This is a genomic window from Mesotoga sp. B105.6.4, from assembly GCF_002896535.1.
Lineage (GTDB): Bacteria > Thermotogota > Thermotogae > Petrotogales > Kosmotogaceae > Mesotoga.
Map to the genome: position 1 here is coordinate 72,276 of NZ_JWIM01000036.1, position 23,207 is coordinate 95,482.

The following is a 23,207-nucleotide window of genomic DNA, read 5'->3' on the forward strand; positions in this document are numbered from 1 at the left end:
TTAAAACAGAAGCAAGATACACTGCAATTGCAATATATATAAATGTCACGACACTGGCATCTCCTTTCTCTTATCTACTAGAAGAAGCGCAATCGCAACGATTACAAAACCAGCTATTAAAACTGGATAGAAGTACCAGCTGTTTGCGAATCTTCCTACCGCGTTTGAGTAGATTATAGTAATGGTAGCGAATATCATCGTAATGAAAAAGGCCGGCATCGAGCTCAGCCAGATCTTGAAATAGTTCTTCTCTCCGACCACATGAGCGGCGAATATGCCGGCAAGGGCAGTTGGCGGCACCATATCTCCAAGGCCGGCGAGCAGAGAGAGAGCCGAACAGACGACGATATCATTGTTGCCAAGAAAGGCAAGCAAGAAGGGAACTCCAAGCACTGAGGCAGAGCCATAAGAAGAAACAGCACCAAATGCCGGAATGCCAAGAGCGATTCCTGCCAACAGAGCTCCTTGCGGAAGGCCATTCAGGAAGCCCACAATGAGACCGCGGACGCCGTTCAGCGTCATGATCTGAATAAACATTCCCACACCGATTAGTATCGAAAGAATACCAAGAGAGTTCTGTATGGCCGATATCGAAATCTTAAGGAGATTGCCCTTTGCTCCCGTTATGGTCGCTACTATCGCGGAGAGCATGAAAATCAGGGGTAGACCGAGAGAGAATCCCCAACTAACGTTTTCCAGAACCATAAGTATTACCATAAGAATCAGCGGCAAGTAGACTGCAAAGCCCTTGATTGGTTCCCTCTCTCTAGTTTTCCTGAATTCCTCGAGATCGACCGGCTTTACCTGGCGGGCTCCAATAATGAGCGAGGTGACAATTGCCAGTGGGAAGGTCATCAGAAGAAGAGGGGTGGTGAATCCAATATAAGGCATGTCGACGCCCTGACCGATGATCATTGCGGGCAAGTTTATCGGAGGTGCAATCATGCCATAGATTCCGCTCATTGCGATTATTGAACCAGCTCTTCGCTTGCTCAATCCGAGACTCTTCAGCACCGGGAAGGCAATCGCACCGGTAGTAAGAACTGTAGCTGTTGACGACCCGGTTATCATACCGGCAATCATTATGAAAAAAGTGAGCAATACGAGAAGAAAGGTTGGTTTCTTGTGAAGGGCGATCGTCATGTTTCCTGCAATTGTATTTAGAAGGCCCGACACTTTGATTGACTCCATAAAAATCATAGCAGAACCAATAACAAGTATGGTGTCAATGTAACCAAAACCACCTTCGACGAGATGCCTGAGAGGGAAGAACTCCCCAAAGGCGATCGAGCCCGCCAGCGCGGAGAACATCAATGAAACGGAAATAGGGATCTTAATAACAGCCAGACCCACAAACGTTATCAGCATTACTAAAAAATACCAGACTTCAGGCGTATAGATGACATTCACCCCCGGAAATTCAGTTCAAGTAAGAGAATATCCCGTTTTGCATGACTTCTTCATAAGACGGAAGATTTTCGACTTCAATCGTTTCACCTATCATCATTTCGTAAGCACCAAAAAGAGATCTTATTATCTGAAGCTGTAAACCTGCCCTGTGGCTCAAAGGATAGTCGGGATCGTTGATAACGTCGTATCTATCTCTCCATGAATCCTGTCCGGGATTTGGTGTCTCCGAAAGGAATGAAAGCGAACCAGTTGCGTCACGGATTTCAAGGTGACTTAAGCCTCTGAAGGCCCTGTTTGATTCTTCGAGCTTCATTGAAACACCATAGAAGGCTTCTATTTCCATAATCGCTACTGCTCCGATTTCAAGAGCATCGGGATGACAAACCAGTGTGTAAGCCAGACTGCTGCCGGACCGCTCATTTCCTTTGCTGTCGATATAGCTGTCAGGCGTTCCACTCTCATGCATGTCAAGATTGAAATCGACGTTCTCGGTTTTCACGAGCTGGATTATTGCGTAGGCAAGCTGCTGAGTAGGATTTCCGTCTGCAACTCCCGGATACTGCCTGTTCAAATTCCTGGATTCCGCCCCATCGTCGAGAGTGAAATCAGACTGAGCATGTTTGAAGATCTCAGGATCAGGAATGCCCTGATCAACCGGATCGGTTCTTCTGTCGCCATACACCAAGAACCTTTTGCCGGACCTGCTTTCAATAGGTATAAAATGAGGTGCCTTTCCCGTCTCGTCAGGTATTGAAGCCGCGCTGATATTTGAAAAGGGAAGTACGATTACCCTGCCTTTCGTAACTGTAACATTCTCTATGAAGACTATCGCTGCGGTTGTGCCCGAAATCTCTCTAGCATGGGTTCCTCCCATTAGAAGAAAGGTCGGTCCTTCGATGCCGCTGTCCATGAAATACACGGGAGTATCCATATTCGTGTTTCGCAGCGGAGAGAAATAGTCAGATAACCAACCGATGTCGGTGACACCGTATCCGGGACGCACATCCGGTCTGAAAAAACTTCCGAAGAGTGCAGAAGTTAGAAATAGAGCCACAATCAAAATTGCTTTTATTCTCATTAGTTTTCCTCCAAAGAAATAAGGGGCGCAAGAACGCGCCCCTTCTATTCATATTGCTATTTGCCGAAGTATTCGGCCAGTACGTCTTTCAGGTCAATTGTCTTCTCAAAAGTTGCCAGGGGAACTCCGGCCTCTTCGCTGAACGATGTGAAGAAACCGTCTAGATCGGCGTCTGATTTTACAAAGTATGCATCTGCAAAAGGTGCGAGTTCGGTGACTATTCTGTCGGAAGACGGACCCCTTCTCGATTCGCCTTCCAGATTGCAGATAACTACTTTCACACCTCTTTCTTCAGCCGCTTCGGCGAGTGACTTCACTCTCCGGATCTCTGCCTCGATATCTATGTTGGCAGCCCCAAGGCCTTTTCCGCTGGCTCCAACGACCAGCACGAGGGTCTTGAACTGAGAAATGTCCACGGTCTCTACGCTAAGAAGCTTTTCAAAAGTGTATTCCAGCTTGATCATCTTTGCAACCACTGTGAACTGAAGCGCGCCAGGAGATTGCCCGGCCGAAGTAACTGCAACTGGTTCTTCAAGAATTAACTGCTCTTCGGTTCCCTCTGCAGCAAACCCTAAGAGTGCAAAAAAGACAATCAGTAGTGCCGTAATCAATAGCCTTTTCAAATCACATCATCCTTTCTATTTCTCAAAATTCCGGTGCGGAAGCAGATCCTAATCTTCTTATGGAGCCGGCTCCTATCATCAAACCGTTTTCTTCAACAGAAACAAGATTCGGCCCGCCAAAGAAGAGATCGGGGTATGAATATACATTCAGTTGATGTCCAAGAACCTTTTCGAGGAAGTCAAGTGTAGTCTGTGGATAGCCTTCTTCAATTCTAAGATCCTTGTAAGTTGTGTAACCAACGAACTTGGGCGTTCTTATTGCCTGATCCACAGGCATGTTGAAGTCTATAAGGTCAACTGCCAGCTGAACCATGGTGGATATTATTCTACCGCCTCCAGGTGTACCGATTACCCAGCGAACCTTTCCATCCTTCTGAATTATTGTCGGACAGATTGTCGTTCTCGGTCTCATTCCCCCGGTAAGGTTGATGACGTCTCCTTCTCTGTATGAGGAGGCAAAGTTGGCCATCTCATTGTTGAAAAAGAATCCTTTGAAATAAACGCTTGTACCGAAGAAGCTCGAGATCGTCTGGGTCCAGGCAACGGCGTTTCCGTCTTTGTCAACAATAGAGAAATGGGTTGTCGATGGCGATTCTTCCACTCCGCTTTCATTAGCGGCTACCGACTCGAGAGCTTCGAGTAGGACCTCTTCATAAGTTGATCCATCTGCAAATGGGTAGGCGTCTCCCTGATAGTCATAGTAGGAAGCTGGATCGAAGGCCTGTGACAGATCGATCGCCATGAATCTTGTTTTGGCATATTCTTTGCTCATGAAGGCTTCATAAGGAAGATCGTAGAACTCCGGATCGCTTATGTAAGCTCTTCTGTCGACGTCTCCAAGAACCAGCGCCTGCTGAATAATATGAACTGCCAGAGGATCGTCCCAGCTCATTGCGGGAAGATTGTAGTTCTCAAGAGTATTGAGAACGGCAATAAGCTGAGGGCCGGAAACCGGCGGGTGCGGAACATAAAAATCGTATCCCCTGTAAGTCCCGTGAAGCGGCTCTCTAACGATAGCCCTGTACATCTCGAGATCCGATTTTCTCATAAAACCGCCGACTTCAATCATGAACTCTTCTATCTCATCTGCGAGGCTTCCAGTGTAGAATGTATCGATGCCTTCCTCTTTTATCCTTTCAAGAGTCTCTGCCAGCTGGGGATTTGTGAATACTGACCCGGCTTCCCAGACAAAACCCTCGTTCAAGAAATCGAAGCCGTTTTCGAGAACAAGTTCGTACTTGTCGGAAGTAGTCTGGGCGAACGTTTGGTCGACTATGAATCCATCTCTTGCAAGGTCTATCGCGGGCTGAATGAGATCTGCCAGAGGAAGTGTTGCTCCCAACAGCCAGGCTTCCTTTATTCCGGCAAGGACTCCGGGAACACAGGCTCCCTTTGGAGTGTAATTGGCTTTGCTTATCGTAAGTCCGAGCTCGGAAAGAGCTTCGTAAGAAGCTGCCATCGGAGCTGCACTCCTGAAGTCGATAGCGAATTTGCTTCCGTCGGCCATTGTGATCACTGCATAGCCTTCTCCGCCCAAGCCGGATGCGTAGGGTTCGACAACGCCAAGAGCAAAACTCACGGCAATGGCAGCGTCAACAGCGTTGCCTCCCATCTCGAGAATCTTTGCGCCTACTTCGGCTGCGTAATTGTTGACTGCAGCCACCATTCCATTGCTTGAGGCAACAGTCGGAGCAGTCACGGTAGCAAAAGAGGCCGTGAACGTGAAGGCGATAAGTGTAACGAGCAATACTACTTTTTTCATTCTTTCCCCTCCAATCTAGAAATGTGTGTTTCTCATGAAACTGGATTAAGATAAGTCCCCAGACCATCAACCAGCCCCTCATAGGGCGGAATGTCCGAAAGAAGGATCATCCTCTCGGGAAACATCATGTTCCAGGAATCGACTAGAACTCTTATTGTTGCAACATGTCTCGCTACTCTGAGATCAAGAGGATAACCTGTTTCGTCATATGGAGCGAACAATTTCCCATCTTTGGAAGCCTGCAAGTAGAACTTGTCGATCCCTTTTGTCACGAGATCTTCCGTTGTCTTTCCCCGCAGTCTTCCCTGTGAAGGATTTGATACTTCTAGAAGAACAACCTGAGCATCTGAATTATCCCCGATCTCTCTGTGAGTAAGCCCTCTGAGATTGATTGGAGACTCTTCAAGTCTGATGTCGATGCCTTCCATCTCAAGCATCATCTGAGTCATAATTGCCAGTTCTGCGGAATCCTGGTGAAAGACGATTGCATTGTTTACAGGGTACTCTGGCGAAGACTCATGTAGATCGCAAACCAGATCTATTTCCTCTTCGAGCACTAGATTCATAATAGCGGCTGCCACCTTTTCGGTAGAATAACCGTCTTCTCGTCCGGGGAAAGTCCTGTTCAAGTTCGATACTTCTCCTCCTCCAAGCGTAGCGCCTGTCGGGTGCAGGTAAATAGTAGGATCAGGCCATTGAGAGATAGGATTAGTCCTTCGAGAGCCAAATCTGAATACTCTCTCAGTACCGTCCGGCAATTCTATAGAAAAGAACTGAGGAGCTCCCTCCATCGCATCGTTGTGGGTGAAGGCGCTATGGTTGGAACGTGGTATTACGTATATAGTGCCCGAGATCGCAGACACATTCTCGACGAAGACTACGGCCGCGAGAGTTCCCCCCGGTTCGTTCGGATGTGTTCCGCCCAAAAGGAGGAACTTGCCGCCCTCTTCAGAACCCTTGATAATGTACACTTCCGTGTCCAGCATGGTTCCTCCAATCGATGGCAACCACTCGCTCAGCATTTTTATCTCGGTTACACCATTTCCGGGAACGATAGGTGGGTCCTCCCACATTGCCGTGAATGAAAAGGCCGAGAGAATCACGACAACCACAACAGAAGAAATGAATATCAAGAATTTGAAGTGTCTTTCCAAGTATACCAGTCCCTTCTGCCTCGAAGAAACCCAACTCCGTTTGCATTTCGCATATCTACAAGAACTCAGCAAAAAGCTCCAGTTAGAGGGTCGCTGAATTCAATCGGGTATCTAGGAGGCTTGTAAATGATGGTACGATATAATCATTATACTACTGAATTCTGTGCAAGGAGGACTTTGAAAAAATGTCAACCTGTTAATAATTTCAAAGCAATAAAAGTCTATACATCCAAACAAACGCATGTAGTCTAATTTGCTCTCGTTATTATGATCGAATAACCATCGGATTTCTCATTGAAGATCAAAGACTTGTGTTTGATGATCCTTTGAAACTTAACTTGCCGTTGGGGAGTTGATTTCGCTTAAGAACAGTGGTTCTGGGAGTTCTTGCGAATTATTCGGAGCTTGAGATGAGATGGCTAGGTTTTTCATCACTTGTATTTATGACCCTTCTTCTGTTTGTTCAAACAGCAGTTTCATCGCTGGATTTCGAGATTATCATGGTGCCTTTTCTTTCGATAATCGTTGTCGGATTCGTATGGGAGGCTTTCAGAGAGTTTCCCTCCAAACCTTCATCTGACGTAAGCCTTATGGGATATGTGACCTCGCTGGTTTGGGTTAGCGCAGGCACACTGACGGCGTATTTTGTAAGCATTTATCTTGGGCTTGGAGCGATAGTGGCCGCAGCGCTCGTTGGTCTTGTTGGTGCTGCGCTAGTTAAGGACCACGCTGTTGAAATCTATTGCGGGGCTTTCGTTGGAATGGTCTCTCCCGATGTTCTTCACGACTTAGGACACATAGTTTTGGCAGGGGTGATCGCAGGAACAATATACTTCATCGCCAGGGACGTCTTTGAGGGTTATGGGGGAAAGCTTGGGGCAATAGCGTTCAGCAGCTGGATAATAGTTTCTACAAGCTCTAGATGTGAACTGATTGACGTACTGCTCGAATTTCGTCACTTCGGGATAAGTATAATGCTCTTCAGCCTGGCTTCAGCAGTACTGACGTATGTGTTGTCCATAAGACTGAAAAACGGTCCCGTCGTTGCATCCAGCCTGGTGAGTCTACTTGGAGGGTTGCTACTGCCTGCATTTGGAGCCGAAAACGCGGCAGAACTGGCGGCCGTTGTGATGGCTGCCTCCTTTGTCGGTATGTCTTCCAGAGAGAAGTTAAGGAGCGAAAAGGCAGTTCTTTTCAGTGCGCTGATTATGGGAATAATGTTCATATATAGCGCCAATCATTTTGGAGGAGCCGGAGGAAAGCTTGGAACGCTCGCTTTTGGAAGCGCGGTCTCATCGAGGGGACTGGTATCCCTCGGAAAGATGATTATCCGAAAGAGAGCTGTTAACTAGACTAGTGTTCAATTATTAAGGGAGATTCGATTACATGGATTACTCCGTCTCTGCACAGAATATCTCTTTCGATTATCGGGATTCCGTTTACGGTGGACTGATCACTTATCCTTATGTTCAAGGGCTTTCCATTAGCTGCAAATAGGGTCTGAGCAATCCTCAGTTCAGAGTGTAGATATTCGTTTGGAATGATGTGATAGGCTAGCAGTTTCCCCAGGGATTCTCGGTCGCTGTAACCCAGCTTAAGATCCTCTTTAAGATTGATGAGTGCCTCATTTGGTACAGCAAAGACGGTGATACGATTTTCCTCGTTTGATTGATCATCGAGATCCAGATTTTCGAGAAGTGTCGTCATGAGATCGAATCCCTTTTCTTCAAGACCCTCCTTGATTGATGGCAGGGTTCTCCGAGAATTCCGTGGGAACATCACATGATCGATTATGTGTATGATTCCGTTTCTTGCTTCTATATCGCCCACGATTATCAGGGTGTCTTGAATGCCCAACCCGGATTCAGTTACTTTCACCTCAATTATCTCCCCTTGTAGCGATCTCACTTCGTTTTCAAGGATCAAATCACCAGTTGTGAAGAGACCTTTTGATATGTGATAAAGAAGCACCTCACTTAGCCATTCCGGGTCACTCATTAGAGCTTCCATTGTTTCACATGGTATTCTGGCGAAGGCAACATCGCTCGGCACGAAGATGGTTATCGGACCCTCACCTTTCAAAGCATCCACAACGGCCGTCTCTTCAAAAGCAGACACTGCCACGTCCAGTATTCCTGTATTCCTCATTACCTGGGCGATGTCGGGCTCTTCACGGGGAAATATCACAGAATCTATCACATGAATTATGCCATTCGATGCCTGGATGTCCCTGACCACTATTGTTGAACCGTCGACTCTTATTCCACCTCTTGCGTCGATTCCAAGGGTTTGACCGAGAAGCGTGTCGATCTCGGGTTTCTGAACGATAACTTGAGATGTCATTTTGCCGCTAACAATATGATATAGAAGAACTCTCTGTGAGTAAGAGGCATCAGCTGAAAGCTTCTCGCCAGTTGCAGGGGGAAGCTTAGCAAAAGCTCCGTTAATGGGTGCAAACAGAGTGAATGGCCCTGGGCCTGATAGGAGAACGTCAAGCCCTGAGGACTCGACTTTTCTTGACAAATCACTAAGCTCTTCAGTTTCACGCAGCATCGAAAGAATGTCGTTTTGCCCAAAAACAATTAGCGATGAAATCACTATAAGAACAAGAAGCAAATTCCTTACCATCACTTCACCTCCTCGGCCGAAAACCGAAGATTGTACCCATAGGAATTGTACAACGAAAGCCGAATTTCGATTAACGATTTTCGGTGTAGTAAAAAAACGGGAGACGGGCAACATCGACCCGGCTCCCGAAGAATTAAGCGAGGCTACTTCTTTGGTGTCTCTTTCTTGCCTTCTTTTTTTGCTTGCTTCTTGACTTCTTTCTTCTTGTCCGCCATACTGGACATCGTTTCTTGTTGCGGCTCATGGCCGCACCAATTGAGTTTTAACAATGTTTTTTGCAAGTTGCTTCTAATATTTGCCCTGCTATGAAAAGTATTGGAATGAAAACTCATTGCTCCAACTGGGAGCGAACAAACAGAGACATCGTCGACTCACAGAGAAGCCGAATCCGTTTGAAACAGACCGCCCGAAGATTCGATTTGCCGGCCTAACGCTTGAATTGTATGATCTTCAATGAAACGAAAGGAAATTAATCGATCTGCAAGTATAATATACTAACGGCAAATTTAGGAGGCTAAGAGAGATGAGGAGCATTTTGATCAATGGGGAAGTTGCTTATAACGCTTCTTCGCAGATACTCAACAGCGATACTTTTAGAGAGATACTTGCAGAACTCATAAGAGATTCCGAAGAAAAGAAGAACTCGCTTCTTTCGTTGTTCGAGCCGTTTCTGAAGAATACAGATACAGTAGATACCTCCATAAAGTACGATATCGAGGGGATTATAGAGCTTCTTCTTGCACTTACGATCGATCCGATTGAGAAGATTGATGGTTCACCGTATTATTCCTTCCCAAAGATGAGCAACAAGAAAGAACTTCTTGTAAGGTTTGTCGAGAGCTTGTTTTCTCTGTGGAGAAACAAGCACAGATTCATAGTAAAGAGAGATGAGTACACCCCGAATCGCTTCGATAGAATTTTCAAGCAGATGGTTCTTGTAAGAACCAACACAGACCTCAAAGGTTTGGTACTCAGCCTTTACAGGCAGATACTGATAAATGTTTCCGATGTCAGACTAAAGATTTTGAGACAGGAACCAGGTGGTGCTCAGGTGGGATTCATTGTTGATCGCCCTGAAGTAGATGAGAGAGTTAGGGTGGACGGAGCCGACTTTCTGTACGACATGGCATGCGTCTGGAGTATAGTCTTCGAGCCACCGGTAATCTTCTATACCAGGTCAAACAAAAGACAGGGATTGTTTAAGGTCTATGACAAGCCCGTTCTGAGAAGACTGGATATCTCTTCAGGAAGAGACTGGTTTTTGTTTCCCATTCACGTAGGCTCCAAACTTGTCTTCGTGGTGGTAAACAAAGAGTACCTGGCTCTGGCTGCCGGTCTGGGGAATCTGTTCGAGCTCGCGAGTTTCGATATCGTCAAGTACAAGAAGCCCGATGGCATATACGTTTTGGGATTAGACAACTCTCTCTTTGAAGAGAGCGGGGACTTCAACGGAGTTATTTACAGAGAAGACGATGGCACTTATGTGGGAGTAGTCGGGGATGATCCCAAGATCGACTATTTCGGCTACATGAAAAAAATGATACTCACAATTCACAACTTGCTTGTGATCGATGAAGGCAGGCTTCCGATTCATGGAGCTCTGGCTCACATAAAACTGAGAAACGGAAAAAAGGCCAATGTAATGCTGATTGGCGACAGCGGAGCCGGTAAGTCCGAAACCCTCGACGCTTTGAACAGGCTTTCTTCGGAAGTATCCGAGGTAAACATCTTGATCGATGACATGGGATCTCTCGACATAACTTCATCCGGTTCCGTGGTCGCATACGGTACTGAAACGGGAGCCTTTGTACGTCTTGATGATCTTCAGCCTGGGTATGCCTATTCAACGATGGATCGAAGCATATTCATGAACCCTAACGAGATTAATGCCAGGGTGATTGTCCCCTATTCCAACTATACGGAGATCATTAAGCCGACAAAGATTGATTATTTCCTCTATGCAAACAACTTCGACGAGAACACTGAGGACGACCTTCGCATTTTCAGTGACCCTTCCGAAGCGGCGGAGGTCTTTTCGAGCGGCGCGAGGATGGCCAAAGGAACTACGTCCGAGAAGGGTCTGACTTACAGTTACTTCGCGAATCCTTTTGGAGCAATTCAAAGGCGGGATAAACACGAGGTAATAGCCGATCGCTATCTAAAGGCCATGATAGATGCGGGGGTAACGGTTGGCGAGGTCAGGACGAGGTTAGGAATACCGGGATTCGAGATGGACGGGCCCCTGAGGGCCGCTAAGGCTATGTTAAAGGCTATAGACGAGCAGGACTGAGATAGAGCTGACGCCTGCTACAGCTGGTAGAATCTATAGTATTGGAAAAGACTGACGTATCGATTGGGTGGTGAAAGCTGTGTCGAAAAATGTAATTGAAGTGAAGAATCTCCGGAAATATTATGGCGACACAAAGGCTGTTGACGGAATAGAATTCGATCTCAGAGAGGGAGAAGTACTGGCCATTTTGGGTCCCAACGGCGCCGGCAAGACCACAACTGTGGAGATGCTTGAAGGACTGAGAAGGCCCGACGCAGGTACAATAGAGTATTTCGAGGAAAGACTTCTTCCTTCCGGCGAAAGGGTGAAGGAGGAGATCGGTGTTCAGCTCCAATCGTCGAGTTTTTTTGAATATCTCACTGTCAAAGAGACTCTTGACCTTTTCAGAGGTCTTTACCGGAAGAGTATTCCATCAAGAGATCTGATCAAAGAGGTCTCGCTGGAAGATAAAGCGAAAACCTACACAAAGAATCTCTCGGGAGGTCAGCTCCAGAGGTTGGCAGTTGCAGTGGCTCTTGTAAATGATCCAAGAGTAGTGTTTCTGGATGAGCCCACCACCGGACTGGACCCTCAGGCAAGGAGAATGTTGTGGGAGACGATATTGGCCCTTAAGAAGAAGGAAAAGACGGTAATCCTTACGACTCATTACATGGAAGAGGCAGAACGACTGGCCGATAGAATAATCATAATGGATTACGGAAAGATAATCGCTAGAGGGACTTTGGATGAGCTCATTGACTCTATAGATGCGGAAAATATCGTCACTTTTAGTGTTCAGGGAGAGGATCCCGTACCTAGGGAATTTCTGGATATGGAAGGTCTTCAACATGTTGAGAATCGCGAGTATTCGGTGACAACGAGGGATGTAGAGAGAATTCTAGGTCGGCTTTTCGAGAGATCGAAGAGATTTGGCCTTCTCCTGGACGACGTTACGATTCGAAAGCCCAATCTGGAGGACGTCTTTATCACCCTTACCGGCAGAAAACTGAGGGACTGAGGTGGATTTCATGAGCAGATTGTGGAATTTCACGTCAGGGCTTTTCAAGAGCGAAATCAGAGAGTTCCAGGTGATGTTCTGGAGTTTCATCTTTCCCCTGATTCTATACTTCATACTGACGTCGGTTTTCGGGCCCTTTTACGGGGGCGATACGCAGGGAGTGAGTTTCAGAGTGGGGATTGTGAGGGAGGAGAATCTTGCGGGATTTGGAAAGATTATCGACGAAGTCATTGAAGGGATCTCCTCGGAGAGCGGTCCGTTTGTTAAGAAGGAGTACGGGTCAATCGATGATGCTCTAGATGATCTTAGAGAGGGAAGGCAGGATATCGTGCTCGTTATTCCCGCCGGAACCAACGCCAAGATGACAAGCGCGCTGGCACTAAAGATGGGCGAGGTACCCCTTCGAGTTCACTATATCAGCGGCAAAGAATCGTCCTCGATCGCTTCGGGCATTATGGAGGAAGTAATAAACGAAGTGAATCTCGAGATCGAACGGCGGAGCGGAGGAGATTTCCTAGACATTGTGACGGAGACAAGGGTTATCTCCGCAATTGAAAAAGAGCCCTTTGACTACAAAGAGTACATCTTCCCGGGGGTTGCTTTGATGATGATTCTTTCGGTAGCACTTTTGAACAGCCCCTTGGGTCTAATTCAGTACAGAGAGTCCGGGGTGAATAAGAAACTCTACACAACGCCTTTGAGATCTCTTGAATACTTTGCTGGCCACTTAGTCAAATTGATAATAACTATGCTTATCTCGCTGGTGCTTCTGTACCTTGTGGCCACTTTTGTCTACAGGGTGGGCGGTTCAATCTTCGATATCAGGTTTATCCTGACTCTGCTCTTTTCAATGATTGTTACGGTATCTTTTGGTCTAATGATAGCTTCCTTCTCGAAAAAGCTCTCAACAGTTTCCGTTCTTGGGCAGACTCTGTACCAGATAATGATGTTTCTCGGGGGCCTTTACTTCCCCGTATTTGATCTCCCATGGGGGATCCGTTGGTTGGTCTACGCATTACCGACCACCTATCTTGTCGAGCTCAGTAGAAGGGTAATGGGTTACCAATTCGCGCCGCTTTCGGTGGGCTGGCTGATAGTGGTACCTCTAATCTGGACTGCATTCTCACTGCTCGTTTTTGCCGTGAATTTCAAGAAGGTGATGGGCTATGAGTAGAAACAAGTTGAAAGCTGTCTTCATCGCCTTTGCAAAGGAAGCGTTCAGAAACAAGCTCGAAGTCTTTTTCACGTTGTTCTTCCCGATGATATTCCTGCTGCTCTTCGGTTTCTTTTTCGGCGGCTCAAGTGATTATCAAAAAACCTCCGTAGGCCTTTATCAGACCGGAACTTACGATATTTCTCCGGTAATTGAGGAGACGGGGGCATGGAGTCTAAGCCTCTTTGACGATGAGACGAGCCTGGAAGAAAAGATAAAAAGCGGAGATATCTTGCTGGGAGTTACATTCGATGGTGAGAAAATCTCCTATCTGTACCGTGAGGGTGATGTTGGTCAGCTGAGTACAATAGAAATGGCCAGGGCAAGTATCTCGGCGGCCGTTGAGAAGGAGATTAACAATGTGAAGTCGGTGATTGTTGTTGAGAACATCCCTGAGACAGCCGGAAGAGTTCGCGCAACCGATGCCGATTACACAATGTCTGGCGTCGTAGCGATCTCTCTCCTTTCGGCCGGGATGTTTTCAGTGATAAGCGTCTTCGGAAGGTACAGAAAGAGGGGAGTTCTTGATAGATTCAAGATCACTCCGCTCAAACCCTTGACTTTCATTTTTGGAAGCACTCTGACTAGATTCCTGGTTAGCATTGTATCGATACTCCTAATCATGATTGTGAGCAGGTTGCTGTTCAGGACTACCTTCCAGACAGATTGGTTGCTATTCCTTATCTCAATAATCTCCTCCACTTTGGGGATGATGGCACTTGGACTCTTTCTGACGCTTATTTTCAGAAATCCAGAGACGGCAGAAACTGCTGCAAGTATTCTGATGGTTTTAATGGTCTTTCTGGCTGGCATATATTTCCCTCTCTCCTTTTTGCCCGATTATCTGAGAATAGTGTCCGCGTTTCTTCCCGTAAAGTATGTGGCAGAACTTATGAGGCATTCCCTTGGAATAGAGTTGGTCTCTACAGCGTACTTTGTCATAACTAATGTCGTGCTATCCTTCAGTGGAGTATTGCTTCTTTACTTCACCGGAAAGCGTTATTTGAGAGCTTCTTGAGAAAGGGCGTATAATCTGTTTTTCGAGAAGACATGATAAAACCGTGTTGCTATAATGAATCTGAAGGGAGGCTTTTTGAGTGAGTGATACTGTAAGAATTGCTGAAGGGATACACTGGATAGGAGTGAATGACTTTGAGACTCATCTTTTCGAGGCGCTATGGCCGCTTCCAAGAGGAGTGTCCTACAACTCATATATCTTGATAGATGATAAGGTCGTCCTTATAGATACAGTGAAGGGTGCATTCTTCTCTGCTTTTCTCGATAAGATCAAGTCTCTGCTACCTGAGGGGAAGAAAGTTGATTATCTTGTCGTCAATCATATGGAGCCAGATCACTCCGGTTCGATTAAGGTTTTGAGAGAGGCCTTTCCTGACCTAAAGGTGATCGGAAATGAAAAGACGATAGAAATGCTCCATGCATTCTATGATGTCACAGATAATTTGATCGCAGTCAAGGATGGTGAGGAGCTCGAAATTGGTTCAAAAACTCTGCGGTTCTACATGACACCAATGGTTCACTGGCCAGAAACCATGATGACATATGAAGAATCCTCTGGAGCCCTCTTCTCCGGAGATGCCTTTGGAGGTTTCGGTGCACTTAACGGAGGGATTTTCGACGACGAAGTTGATGTAGATTTCTTTGAGGATGAAGTTCTCAGATATTTCTCAAACATTGTCGGCAGATACAGCTCTATGGTTCAAAAGGCGTTTGAGAGACTATCGGGTGTAGATATAAAGATCATCTGCGCCACTCATGGGCCAGTTTGGAGAAGGAACCCTTCCAGGATTATTGATCTTTATGATCGCTGGAGCAAGCAGGAAACGGAACAGGGAGTCGTTTTGGTTTATGGTTCAATGTACGGTAATACGCAGAAAATGATGGAAGCTGTCTCTTCAGGTCTTGTTAAGGGTGGTGTTGACAAGATCAGGGTTCACAACATATCGACGACGCACATATCTTTCATTATCAGAGATATCTGGAGGTTCAGAGGGCTGGTAATGGGAAGTTGCACTTACAACATGGAGCTGTTCCCTCCGATGAAGCAGCTGATTAGCGCGATAGAGAACAGGATGATGAGGAACCGCAAGATAGGTGTTTTCGGTTCCTATACCTGGAGTGGCGGAGCCCTGAAAGAGCTTCAGCAGTTCGCTTCGAGATCAAAGTGCGATCAAGTGGGACCCGTGATAGAAGCAAAAAGCTGTCCAACGCAAGAGGATCTCGACAAGTGTGTTGAACTGGGTCTGAACATGGCAGCGGCGATAAGGTCATAAACTAGTGCCTGTCTCTTCTGCAAAATCGATTGGTAAGCATTTTGCGAGAATTGTGATTGGCACAGATAATTGAGAGATCTAATTCAACTGAATAGCTCATTTATGAAGATTTCAGAAGGAACGACAAGGAGCCTCTCAAGTGGTAGAGGCTCATTCCTTTCTTCTTAGTTGCTCCTGCCATTTGCCGCACCGGTCGCCCCAAACTGCTATTATTTCTCCGTCGGCTTTCACGTTGATTCGCAGCTGTTCGAACAACCGTTGCAGATGAAACTTGAAGGGCGGAAGTCGAGATTCAAGTAGTCGAAACCCTTGAAGGACGTCTCTTCGGACTTTCTCTCGATCTCCTGGCGCGCAAGAATCGCGCCGCCAATGGCTCCCATGACTTCGTAGTTCTCAGGAACTACTACTTTTCGTGGCCGACTGCCTCTTCAAATGCCTTCTTTATTCCCTTGTTAGCTGCCACTCCGCCCTGAAAAACAAAAGGCGGCTCAAGTTTCTTACCTCGTCCGAGATTGTTTATGTAGTTCCTGACAAGTGCTTTGCACAAACCCCATATAATGTCGGACTTAGAGAAACCGTACTGTTGTTTCGCTATCATATCTGACTCCGCAAAAACTGTGCATCGCCCTGCTATCCTAACTTCTGTCGTAGCCTGAAGGGCGAGATCGCCAAACCTCTCTATGGGGACTCAGAGCCTTTCTGACTGATGATCAAGGAAGGAACCGGTTCCTGCCGCACATACAGTGTTCATGGCAAAGTCGGTTACCATACCTTCTCTTATCGGTATTATTTTCGAATCCTGGCCTCCTATCTCAAAGATCGTCCTCACATTTCCGATTTCCCTAGAGGCAGCGACGCCGTGAGCAGTTATCTCGTTCTTTACGATATCGGCACCTAGAAGGACTCCTGCGAGCTGTCTGCCACTTCCGGTAGTTCCTACTCCCATGACAAGCGGCTCATTCAGTTCCTCCCTAAGCTTCGCGAAACCCAGCTTAACGGCGTCCATAGGTTGGCCGTTGGTTCTGACGTAATACTTGAAAACTATATCGCCGCTTTCGGAAAGCGCCACTATGTTGGTACTCACCGAACCGACATCTACTCCAGCAAGAATCTCCACAGAAATCGCTTCACTTGTTAGCGGCAATGCGTTTGAGCTTAGAGTTTCTAATAAGATCGACAAAAGCCTCTATTCTCGTCACTTCTGGAGACCCCAAGTTTACCGGCAATGGGATAAATCAACTTTGGTGAAGTGATGTCTTCAGTACTGCTTTGAATGTCCAGTGTGAGCAACTTCGACCTGACTGACGGGATTCCATGTTCTATCATGTCGAGTAGTCCCATGAACTTGGGGCAGAAGAACTTGCCCTCTCAACTGAAACCATTCTGGGCACAAATACATAATCAACGCCCTGATCGACCAATCTGAGGACGTGACTGTTGTATATCTTGATCGGAACGCAGATCTCTGGAACGGAGACTCCGATCCCTCTGTCAATCGTCTTCTTGTCGGTCTTCTGCGTTGTAATTACCTCTATTCCCAGTTCTTCAAAGAGATGGACCCAGTACGGCCCGTAATAAATAATATAAGAGTGCTCCAGCTATTCCTATCCTCAACTTATCTCTTCCCCACCGACCCGTACCGACAGGGTGTGGCATTTGACCAATATCAAATATAGCCATCCGTTGTCGACTGGAACAACGCTGGCAATGTAAAAGCTTCTGATCAGGACCAGTCTCGGACAGCTCCTGTGTGCGATGGTTTAATCTCTCTTTAATTACATAGGGGATAAGCTTGGTTCATAACCAAACGAAGAAGGGAGGTTAAAGAAAATGAGAAAGCTACTATTCTTGATTGTCTTGCTCTCCGCGTTTTTCTTCTCTGGGTGCGTGGATCTTACTTTGCCAGAGGCTGACAGGGGAACGGTGAGAGTTGTTCTTACCGATGCGGTAATCCCTATCGAAGAGATTGACTCTCTTATCGTAAGGATTGAAAGCATAAAGCTCTATGGATCCGAGGAGGTTCCTCCAGATGAATACGAGCCTTTTGTGATTGTCGACGAGCCATTTGAAGTAGACATTCTTACTCTTGTGGGAGCGACTTTCGAACTGCCCGACACTACAGGAGTCGTCGGTGTATATAACCAGTTGCGGATAGAAGTGTCTGCGGCAACTATGACGGCCAATGAGATAGTCTATCCAGTAACCGTCAACTCTGGATCATTGAAGATCAACAATCTGGGTCTCGAGATTGACGAGGGTTCTGTGACTAATGTTGTTCTGGACTTTGACTTGTCGAAATCCCTGAAAATCAACGGCCGGTGGGAGGACATCGTCAGTGAGGCCGAGATCTCAGGCGAGAAGAAAAGCCACGAAGACAAGGTCCACATGACGCCTGTAATCCATGTGCGCCACGGAAGCCTTTTCGATGTAACGGGAGTTGCCTCTGCGGATCAGTTGCCTCTCCTTGCAGCGCTGTTTCCAGAAGTTGATGGCGAGGCGCTTATGACGTTTACCCATATAGACAATCCGATTTGGGAGGAAGGCGAGTTCAGATTCTGCAAGGTTGGTCCTGGAGAATATAGGCTGGAGTTCTTCGACAATTACATGGAGGAAGGTTTCTCGGTCGATGAAAGCGAATCCAGATATCAGTCCCTTTCAGTTACCGTTGTAGATAAAGACGTCGATCTTGGTACAATTGTCTTGGTTGAGAAATAGGTGCAGCATATAGTTAAGTCTCGGTCTGCCCTCAATGAGTTTGGGTTGATTAACTGGAAAGCACGAGGGGATTCATCCGTTCAACACTGTCGATGGTTTGCGGAAGTGAAGGTGGAACTCATATGAAGAGAATCATTTGTCTCGCCTACGCTATTGCTTTGGTGTTTTCAGCCGCACTTTCGGTTGGTACTGTGCTTGAAAGCGAGCAGTCTTTGCTTGGTTACCTGGTTGGGGGTGGGGACTTTGAGCTATCAGTCAGCATCACCTTAATTCAGAAGGTGCAGCGGATAGCTGCTGGTGAGATTCTCGCTATCTTTGTTCTTCCCGAAGGGTTGGTAAGGGTTGTGACCGACTCCAGAGTATTCACGCTCTCTTCAGACGGTGAGATTTCCGAAATAACGGAAGCTAGCGAGGCCGGCATTTTATCAGAAGTAAAGATAATTGACGCCTTCTCTCTTGTTTCTCTGCAGTCAAGGGAGGAGGTTCGCGGTATCTTTCTGGTACAGGAAGAGAACGGTCACTTCTGGCATGTAATAACTGAGACGATGTCCTACAGGTTAGCAAGCAGTTTTGCTTCAACGTTAAGCGTAACGGCAAATGAGAAGGCGCTTGAAGAGGCAAGCGAGAGACTGCAGAAGTCCCTGGTTGAGAAAGAGGATTTGACTCCTTCGGAAAAGCCTGGCAAGCCCGACGAACCGGGCAAACCCGATGATCCTGGCAGGCCCGATGATCCAGGTAAGCCCGACGATCCGGGCAAACCCGATGATCCCGGTCAGCCAGACACTCCTCCCGGCAAAGAAAACGGAAAGAATTGATGCTCGATGAAACTCTTGATAGTTGAAGATGAGAAAAGACTGCTCGATAATGTCGTCTCTTTTTTTGAGCGTTCCGGATTTCTTGTGGATGCCTCCCAGAATGCAGAAGAAGGACTGGATCTTGCCCTTGAGCGCAGCTATGATTGTATTGTCCTCGATGTTCTCCTGCCCGGCATGAACGGTTATGAATTCTGCCGCTTTCTGAGAGAAGAGATGAAGTCCGATGTCCCCATAATAATAATCACCGCACTGGGCGAAGTCGACAGCAGAATTGAAGGCCTTGAGATTGGAGCCGATGATTACGTTCCCAAACCGTTCGATCTGCGTGAGCTGGAAGCCAGAGTAAGGGCTCTTGTAAGACGAAATCAGCTGAAGATAGAATCGATAGTTCAGTACGGTCCTCTTCGTTACGATTCGAGAAAGGAAGTCTTCACCTGCTCCGAGGGAAGACTGGACTTGACCTCGAGAGAGGTTTCAATCTTCGCACTGCTCTTCCGAAACCCGGGAGCTGTCTTCTCCAGAGAAGAGATAACCGACAAGATCTGGGAAACAGGCTTTGAACCGCGCAGCAATATTGTTGATGTTTATATTAACTACATTAGAAGGAAACTTGAGTCGGCTGGGATGTATGACGTGATCGAAACGGTTCCGGGAAAGGGTTACAGATTCAGGGGTTTTGCAGATGACGGTTAGGGGAAAGATCTCACTCCTTTACCTCGCAACTTACGGCACCGTGGTGATTTCGCTAGGCCTTACGGTCTTTTTTGTCCTGAGGAATCTCGAATTTCGCAGGATAGATAATCTGCTCCTGTCATTTCATAACGATATAGTCAACACCTACAAATTCGCAGATCAAGAAAACAGACTTCTGAACCTTGCGGGAAATGAGGACTTTGGATTCGCCATATACATAGAAGATGAACCGGTAGCGAGTTTTCGGGCTGAACCGGAACTGTTCAAAAAAGCTGAAGGAATCGGCACAAAAGGAGACCATCGATATAGAGCGACTGTCGAGCTGATCGAAGGAACCGAAGAGAGATTCGTGACTTTTTACAATCTCGGAAAGTCCGAGGAGTATCTGAAGTTTGTTCTGGCAGCAGTGGTCTTTTCCTCGTTATCCATCTTGTTAGCCGTAAGCCTCATTGGAACAATATTCACGAGAAAACTGATAAGACCTTTTGAACAGGCCGGCAATCAAATGGAGCTGATCAGCAGAACGGGGCTGAAGGATGCCAGAATTTCGCTCAGAAAGAGTGGAGACGAAGTTTCAAAGCTTGAAAGTGAAATCAATAAGGCGCTGAGCAGAATCGAGCAGTTGATAAACGATGCGAAGCAGTTCTCTTCAAGAATCGCTCACGAATTGAGAACGCCCCTAGCAGTAATGAAATCGCATCTTCAGCTCTCTTTGACCGGCAGTTCCTCAAAAGAGAGTATGCGCGAAGCCTTGAGAGAAACTCTTGAGGAAGTGGAAAAGCTTATAAGACTCTCTGAAGAGTATCTGCTTCTGTCTCGCACAGAGATCACCGTACCAATTGAGCAGAGAGAGATAGATCTCTCCCGACTTGTACTGGAGACTACAGAGAAGATCATGATCCTTCATCCCGACAAGGAGATTGAAATACAGATCCTCCCCGATATAGTGATCAGTGCCTCCGGATACATGATCGAGCACGTAGTAATGAATCTTCTTGACAATGCCTGCAAGTATTCTACGGACGATTCTATAAAGATCAAACTGACCCGTGAAGAGGAATTCTCTCTGTTATCTGTTTCCAACAAGGGCAAAGCCGTCGATTTCATGAGCCTTGATGAATCCGTTAAGGGAGTGCAGGCTCAGGGATATGGTCTCGGCCTGAGAGTGGTCTTGTCAATTTTGCGTGCGCACAATCTTAGGCTCGATTACGAACATGAAGAGGGCATCAACAGATTCATGATCGAATTTCCCAGTGAGGCCTATTCCAGATAGCATGAGACACGGCCTGGAAGCCTGACGATTCGTTGTCTGCGTCCAGTCACAGGCTCGAGTTTGAAAGTAGTCTGGTAAGATCGAGTATCACTGACAGCGGAGGAAGAAAATGAAGCTAAATGATTTCAAACTGGAAGTTTACTTTGAGAAGCACGAGTTCGACGCACCCTACCTTCTTGCCCAGTCTGACTGTGAAGCCATGACGATCGGCGAGTTGCTGAAAATGAACGGGGAACCCCCCTCGAAGTTCATGGATACGTGGCTTGGCTACACAGAAGTTCCCGGCAATCGCGATTTGAGGACGCAAATTGCAGGGCTTTACTCGACCGTCGAAATGGAAGAGGTTATAGTTCACTCAGGCGCGGAAGAGGCGATCTTCAACTTCATGAATGTTTTTCTTCAGAAAGGCGACCATGTGATCTGCCAGTTTCCGGTTTATCAGTCACTTTACGAAGTTGCCAACGCAATCGGATGTGAAGTGACCCGCTGGGAACTGAGAAGAAGCGGGGAAGAATGGAGCTTTGATGTGGATGAACTGAATGATCTTGTTCGCCCAGAGACTAAATTACTAGTGATAAACAATCCTAATAACCCAACCGGGTACCTTGTTTCTAACAGAGACCTGATGAAGATCGCTTTCTTTACCGAAGAAAGGGGAATTTTCGTTTTTTCCGATGAGGTCTACAGAGGGCTTGAGCTTGATCAATCTATAGAAAAGCAGAAGTCCTTTGCAGATATTTCCGACAACTCTCTGGCGCTGGGTGTGATGTCGAAATCATACGGGTTGGCCGGCTTGAGGATCGGCTGGGTTGTATCTCACAACAAAAGCGTCCTGAAATCAATGACTAGATTCAAACACTACACCACGATCTGCAACAGCGCTCCCTCGGAGTATCTTGCCTGGAAGGCGCTGTGTGTAGGAGATAAGATCCTAAAAAGGAACAGAGCGATAGTTGTTGAGAACTGGGATCGAGCTGCCCTCTTCTTCGAGAAGCACTCATCGGTATTCAGAGTTTCGAGACCGAAAGCAGGACCCATAGCTTTTATACAGTTCGTTGGAGGAGACGTTGATCGCTTCTGCTCCGAGCTCCTTGATAATTCCGGAGTTCTGCTTCTTCCCGGATCGATGTATGATTACGAAGGCGGCTACTTCAGAATGGGATTCGGGCGAAAGAGCTTCGCTGAAGGGTTGAACCGGCTGGATGAGTTTCTGGATTCATCCGATAGATGACTACTCATTGAAGTGATTCCTGCTGTCTATACGTGAATAATAGATTCCAATCGACAAAACCAAAGGGATTGCAGATTCCCTGGCGAGATTTCTTAACCTTTCGTCAACAGCAAGACGGGTTGACTTTAACAATTTCTCGTGGTAGAATTATAATTGAAGACGCTTTCAGAGCGTCTTTTTTCTTTCCTCTATGATTCTAAACGAAACTCTGATCGCCGAACGGAGCGAGAGGCTCTTAGTGTCGTCCAGCCATTCTTGCGCTTGGAACCGATGTCCCTATGCTCCTCTCGGAGAACGGTGAACCGAGAACTGACTACCCGTTCTTCCAACTTTGCAACTTGGATCTTGGAACTGACAACTGTTCTTATCAAAGAACGGCGAACCGCTTTCTTTGCTCTGTCCGACCCGCAACCCCTAGCCTCGTTTTTCCCTTTCCTTACAACTTGGATCTTGGAACTGACAACTTTTCTACCAGGAGCTTAAGGAAGAGAAGACAGCAATCACCCGGCGGAAGAATATCAACTTGTTTGAACCAACTCAATTTGCCATCCTGATGTGCTCTTGATCAGGATCTGGTCTTTGATCTTATCGTTGAACGGGTCCATAATCTGGGACAGTCAACGGTAACCGCTTCTCACAGCACACTGCGGCTCTCAATACCGAGATGCTGAAACAAGTTCAGCATGACGGGCTGTATATTTTTGCTTTCGGGTCGTTAACCTACAACTTGGAACTCACAACTTGCAACTGATATCTTGCTCTTACCAACCCGCAACCGGTGAGTAGCCCAGGGGGATTTCACCCCCAGGCTCTCTCAGAACCGGACTTGAACCTCTCGATTCATCCGGCTCCCATTATCCAGCCATATAGAATATCCCCATTGTCCAGTGTACAAATAGATGAGGCTCTCTGTGAGCAAGAGCTTCTAGCCATTTACCCGCTTTTGTAAGACCTCTCCTTTTCTTGTACTTGTTTCTTACCCATTGAACTAAGGCTTTGTTTAGCCGACTCAGTACTGTATACATTTCAAATCT

The 23,207-nt window shown here is 46.8% G+C and carries 18 protein-coding genes and 2 pseudogenes; 11 read left to right on the plus strand and 9 right to left on the minus strand.

The genetic code is table 11. The features are described from left to right. Positions 1-45: 45 nt before the first annotated feature. From RJ60_RS08625 to RJ60_RS08645, 5 genes are read right to left on the minus strand one after another with little or no spacing between them, the layout of a single operon-like run. Complete coding sequence (locus RJ60_RS08625; protein WP_099830955.1) at positions 46-1,410, minus strand: TRAP transporter large permease subunit; 1,365 nt, start codon at positions 1,408-1,410, stop codon at positions 46-48. A 10-nt stretch (positions 1,411-1,420) separates the two neighbouring features. Then, the gene (locus tag RJ60_RS08630) at positions 1,421-2,488 is read right to left on the minus strand and encodes a succinylglutamate desuccinylase/aspartoacylase family protein (RefSeq protein WP_099830956.1); all 1,068 of its coding nucleotides are present in this window, start codon (positions 2,486-2,488) and stop codon (positions 1,421-1,423) included. A gap of 56 nt (positions 2,489-2,544) precedes the next feature. Beyond that, positions 2,545-3,111, minus strand: a complete 567-nt coding sequence (locus RJ60_RS08635) for a DUF6305 family protein (RefSeq protein ID WP_099830957.1) — start codon at positions 3,109-3,111, stop codon at positions 2,545-2,547. Positions 3,112-3,133: 22 nt separating this feature from the next. Further along, positions 3,134-4,873 carry a gamma-glutamyltransferase gene (gene ggt, locus RJ60_RS08640; RefSeq protein WP_099830958.1) on the minus strand — a complete coding sequence of 580 codons (1,740 nt, stop codon included), beginning with the start codon at positions 4,871-4,873 and terminating at the stop codon, positions 3,134-3,136. Between the two features lie 32 nt (positions 4,874-4,905). After that, complete coding sequence (locus RJ60_RS08645) at positions 4,906-6,027, minus strand: succinylglutamate desuccinylase/aspartoacylase family protein (RefSeq protein ID WP_207759770.1); 1,122 nt, start codon at positions 6,025-6,027, stop codon at positions 4,906-4,908. 410 nt (positions 6,028-6,437) lie between these two features. On the opposite strand from RJ60_RS08645, the gene RJ60_RS08650 reads away from it, so the two are divergent. After that, positions 6,438-7,379: a hypothetical protein gene (locus tag RJ60_RS08650; RefSeq protein WP_133117347.1), complete on the plus strand. Its 942-nt coding sequence runs from the start codon at positions 6,438-6,440 to the stop codon at positions 7,377-7,379. Position 7,380: 1 nt separating this feature from the next. On the opposite strand, the gene RJ60_RS08655 is transcribed toward RJ60_RS08650, so the two are convergent. Further along, positions 7,381-8,655, minus strand: coding sequence for a fasciclin domain-containing protein (locus RJ60_RS08655; protein WP_099830960.1), 1,275 nt, complete (start codon positions 8,653-8,655; stop codon positions 7,381-7,383). A 523-nt stretch (positions 8,656-9,178) separates the two neighbouring features. On the opposite strand from RJ60_RS08655, the gene RJ60_RS08665 reads away from it, so the two are divergent. From RJ60_RS08665 to RJ60_RS08685, 5 genes are all read left to right on the plus strand, one after another. Further along, positions 9,179-10,945, plus strand: a complete 1,767-nt coding sequence (locus RJ60_RS08665; protein ID WP_099830962.1) for an ATPase — start codon at positions 9,179-9,181, stop codon at positions 10,943-10,945. Between the two features lie 79 nt (positions 10,946-11,024). Further along, entirely contained in the window at positions 11,025-11,942 is a 918-nt protein-coding gene (locus RJ60_RS08670; RefSeq protein ID WP_099830963.1) for an ABC transporter ATP-binding protein, read from the plus strand. A 10-nt stretch (positions 11,943-11,952) separates the two neighbouring features. Further along, on the plus strand, positions 11,953-13,116 hold the full coding sequence (locus RJ60_RS08675) for an ABC transporter permease (protein ID WP_099830980.1): 1,164 nt from the start codon (positions 11,953-11,955) through the stop codon (positions 13,114-13,116). Beyond that, entirely contained in the window at positions 13,109-14,173 is a 1,065-nt protein-coding gene (locus RJ60_RS08680; protein WP_099830964.1) for an ABC transporter permease, read from the plus strand. The genes RJ60_RS08675 and RJ60_RS08680 overlap by 8 nt, the downstream gene beginning before the upstream one ends. 79 nt (positions 14,174-14,252) lie before the next feature. Further along, positions 14,253-15,446: an FprA family A-type flavoprotein gene (locus tag RJ60_RS08685; RefSeq protein WP_099830965.1), complete on the plus strand. Its 1,194-nt coding sequence runs from the start codon at positions 14,253-14,255 to the stop codon at positions 15,444-15,446. A 150-nt stretch (positions 15,447-15,596) separates the two neighbouring features. On the opposite strand, the pseudogene RJ60_RS16160 reads toward RJ60_RS08685, so the two are convergent. Continuing rightward, positions 15,597-16,563, minus strand: a pseudogene (locus RJ60_RS16160) (acyl-CoA dehydratase activase). 205 nt (positions 16,564-16,768) lie between these two features. After that, on the minus strand, positions 16,769-17,044 hold the full coding sequence (locus tag RJ60_RS16530) for an acyl-CoA dehydratase activase-related protein (protein ID WP_099830966.1): 276 nt from the start codon (positions 17,042-17,044) through the stop codon (positions 16,769-16,771). Between the two features lie 232 nt (positions 17,045-17,276). On the opposite strand from RJ60_RS16530, the gene RJ60_RS08700 reads away from it, so the two are divergent. From RJ60_RS08700 to RJ60_RS08720, 5 genes are all read left to right on the plus strand, one after another. Beyond that, the gene (locus RJ60_RS08700) at positions 17,277-18,161 is read left to right on the plus strand and encodes a DUF4382 domain-containing protein (RefSeq protein WP_099830967.1); all 885 of its coding nucleotides are present in this window, start codon (positions 17,277-17,279) and stop codon (positions 18,159-18,161) included. Positions 18,162-18,283: 122 nt separating this feature from the next. After that, positions 18,284-18,976, plus strand: coding sequence for a hypothetical protein (locus tag RJ60_RS08705; RefSeq protein WP_099830968.1), 693 nt, complete (start codon positions 18,284-18,286; stop codon positions 18,974-18,976). Between the two features lie 6 nt (positions 18,977-18,982). After that, a complete protein-coding gene (locus RJ60_RS08710) occupies positions 18,983-19,669 on the plus strand; it encodes a response regulator transcription factor (protein ID WP_099830969.1) in 687 nt (228 codons plus the stop codon). Further along, entirely contained in the window at positions 19,659-20,942 is a 1,284-nt protein-coding gene (locus RJ60_RS08715) for a histidine kinase dimerization/phospho-acceptor domain-containing protein (protein WP_099830970.1), read from the plus strand. Before RJ60_RS08710 ends, RJ60_RS08715 begins: the two co-directional genes overlap by 11 nt. Positions 20,943-21,051: 109 nt before the next feature. Beyond that, on the plus strand, positions 21,052-22,173 hold the full coding sequence (locus RJ60_RS08720; RefSeq protein ID WP_099830971.1) for an aminotransferase class I/II-fold pyridoxal phosphate-dependent enzyme: 1,122 nt from the start codon (positions 21,052-21,054) through the stop codon (positions 22,171-22,173). A gap of 854 nt (positions 22,174-23,027) precedes the next feature. On the opposite strand, the pseudogene RJ60_RS08725 reads toward RJ60_RS08720, so the two are convergent. Beyond that, positions 23,028-23,207 (minus strand): annotated as a pseudogene (locus tag RJ60_RS08725) (group II intron reverse transcriptase/maturase); the annotation flags it as partial.

Excerpts from the sequence above, each read along its gene's own strand:
- RJ60_RS08630 (WP_099830956.1), bottom strand. The coding sequence starts at position 2,488 with ATGAGAATAAAAGCAATTTTGATTGTGGCTCTATTTCTAACTTCTGCA.
- ggt (WP_099830958.1), bottom strand. The coding sequence starts at position 4,873 with ATGAAAAAAGTAGTATTGCTCGTTACACTTATCGCCTTCACGTTCACG.
- RJ60_RS08650 (WP_133117347.1), top strand. The coding sequence starts at position 6,438 with ATGAGATGGCTAGGTTTTTCATCACTTGTATTTATGACCCTTCTTCTG.
- RJ60_RS08655 (WP_099830960.1), bottom strand. The coding sequence starts at position 8,655 with ATGGTAAGGAATTTGCTTCTTGTTCTTATAGTGATTTCATCGCTAATT.
- RJ60_RS08665 (WP_099830962.1), top strand. The coding sequence starts at position 9,179 with ATGAGGAGCATTTTGATCAATGGGGAAGTTGCTTATAACGCTTCTTCG.
- RJ60_RS08675 (WP_099830980.1), top strand. The coding sequence starts at position 11,953 with ATGAGCAGATTGTGGAATTTCACGTCAGGGCTTTTCAAGAGCGAAATC.
- RJ60_RS08680 (WP_099830964.1), top strand. The coding sequence starts at position 13,109 with ATGAGTAGAAACAAGTTGAAAGCTGTCTTCATCGCCTTTGCAAAGGAA.
- RJ60_RS08700 (WP_099830967.1), top strand. The coding sequence starts at position 17,277 with ATGAGAAAGCTACTATTCTTGATTGTCTTGCTCTCCGCGTTTTTCTTC.
- RJ60_RS08705 (WP_099830968.1), top strand. The coding sequence starts at position 18,284 with ATGAAGAGAATCATTTGTCTCGCCTACGCTATTGCTTTGGTGTTTTCA.
- RJ60_RS08710 (WP_099830969.1), top strand. The coding sequence starts at position 18,983 with ATGAAACTCTTGATAGTTGAAGATGAGAAAAGACTGCTCGATAATGTC.
- RJ60_RS08715 (WP_099830970.1), top strand. The coding sequence starts at position 19,659 with ATGACGGTTAGGGGAAAGATCTCACTCCTTTACCTCGCAACTTACGGC.
- RJ60_RS08720 (WP_099830971.1), top strand. The coding sequence starts at position 21,052 with ATGAAGCTAAATGATTTCAAACTGGAAGTTTACTTTGAGAAGCACGAG.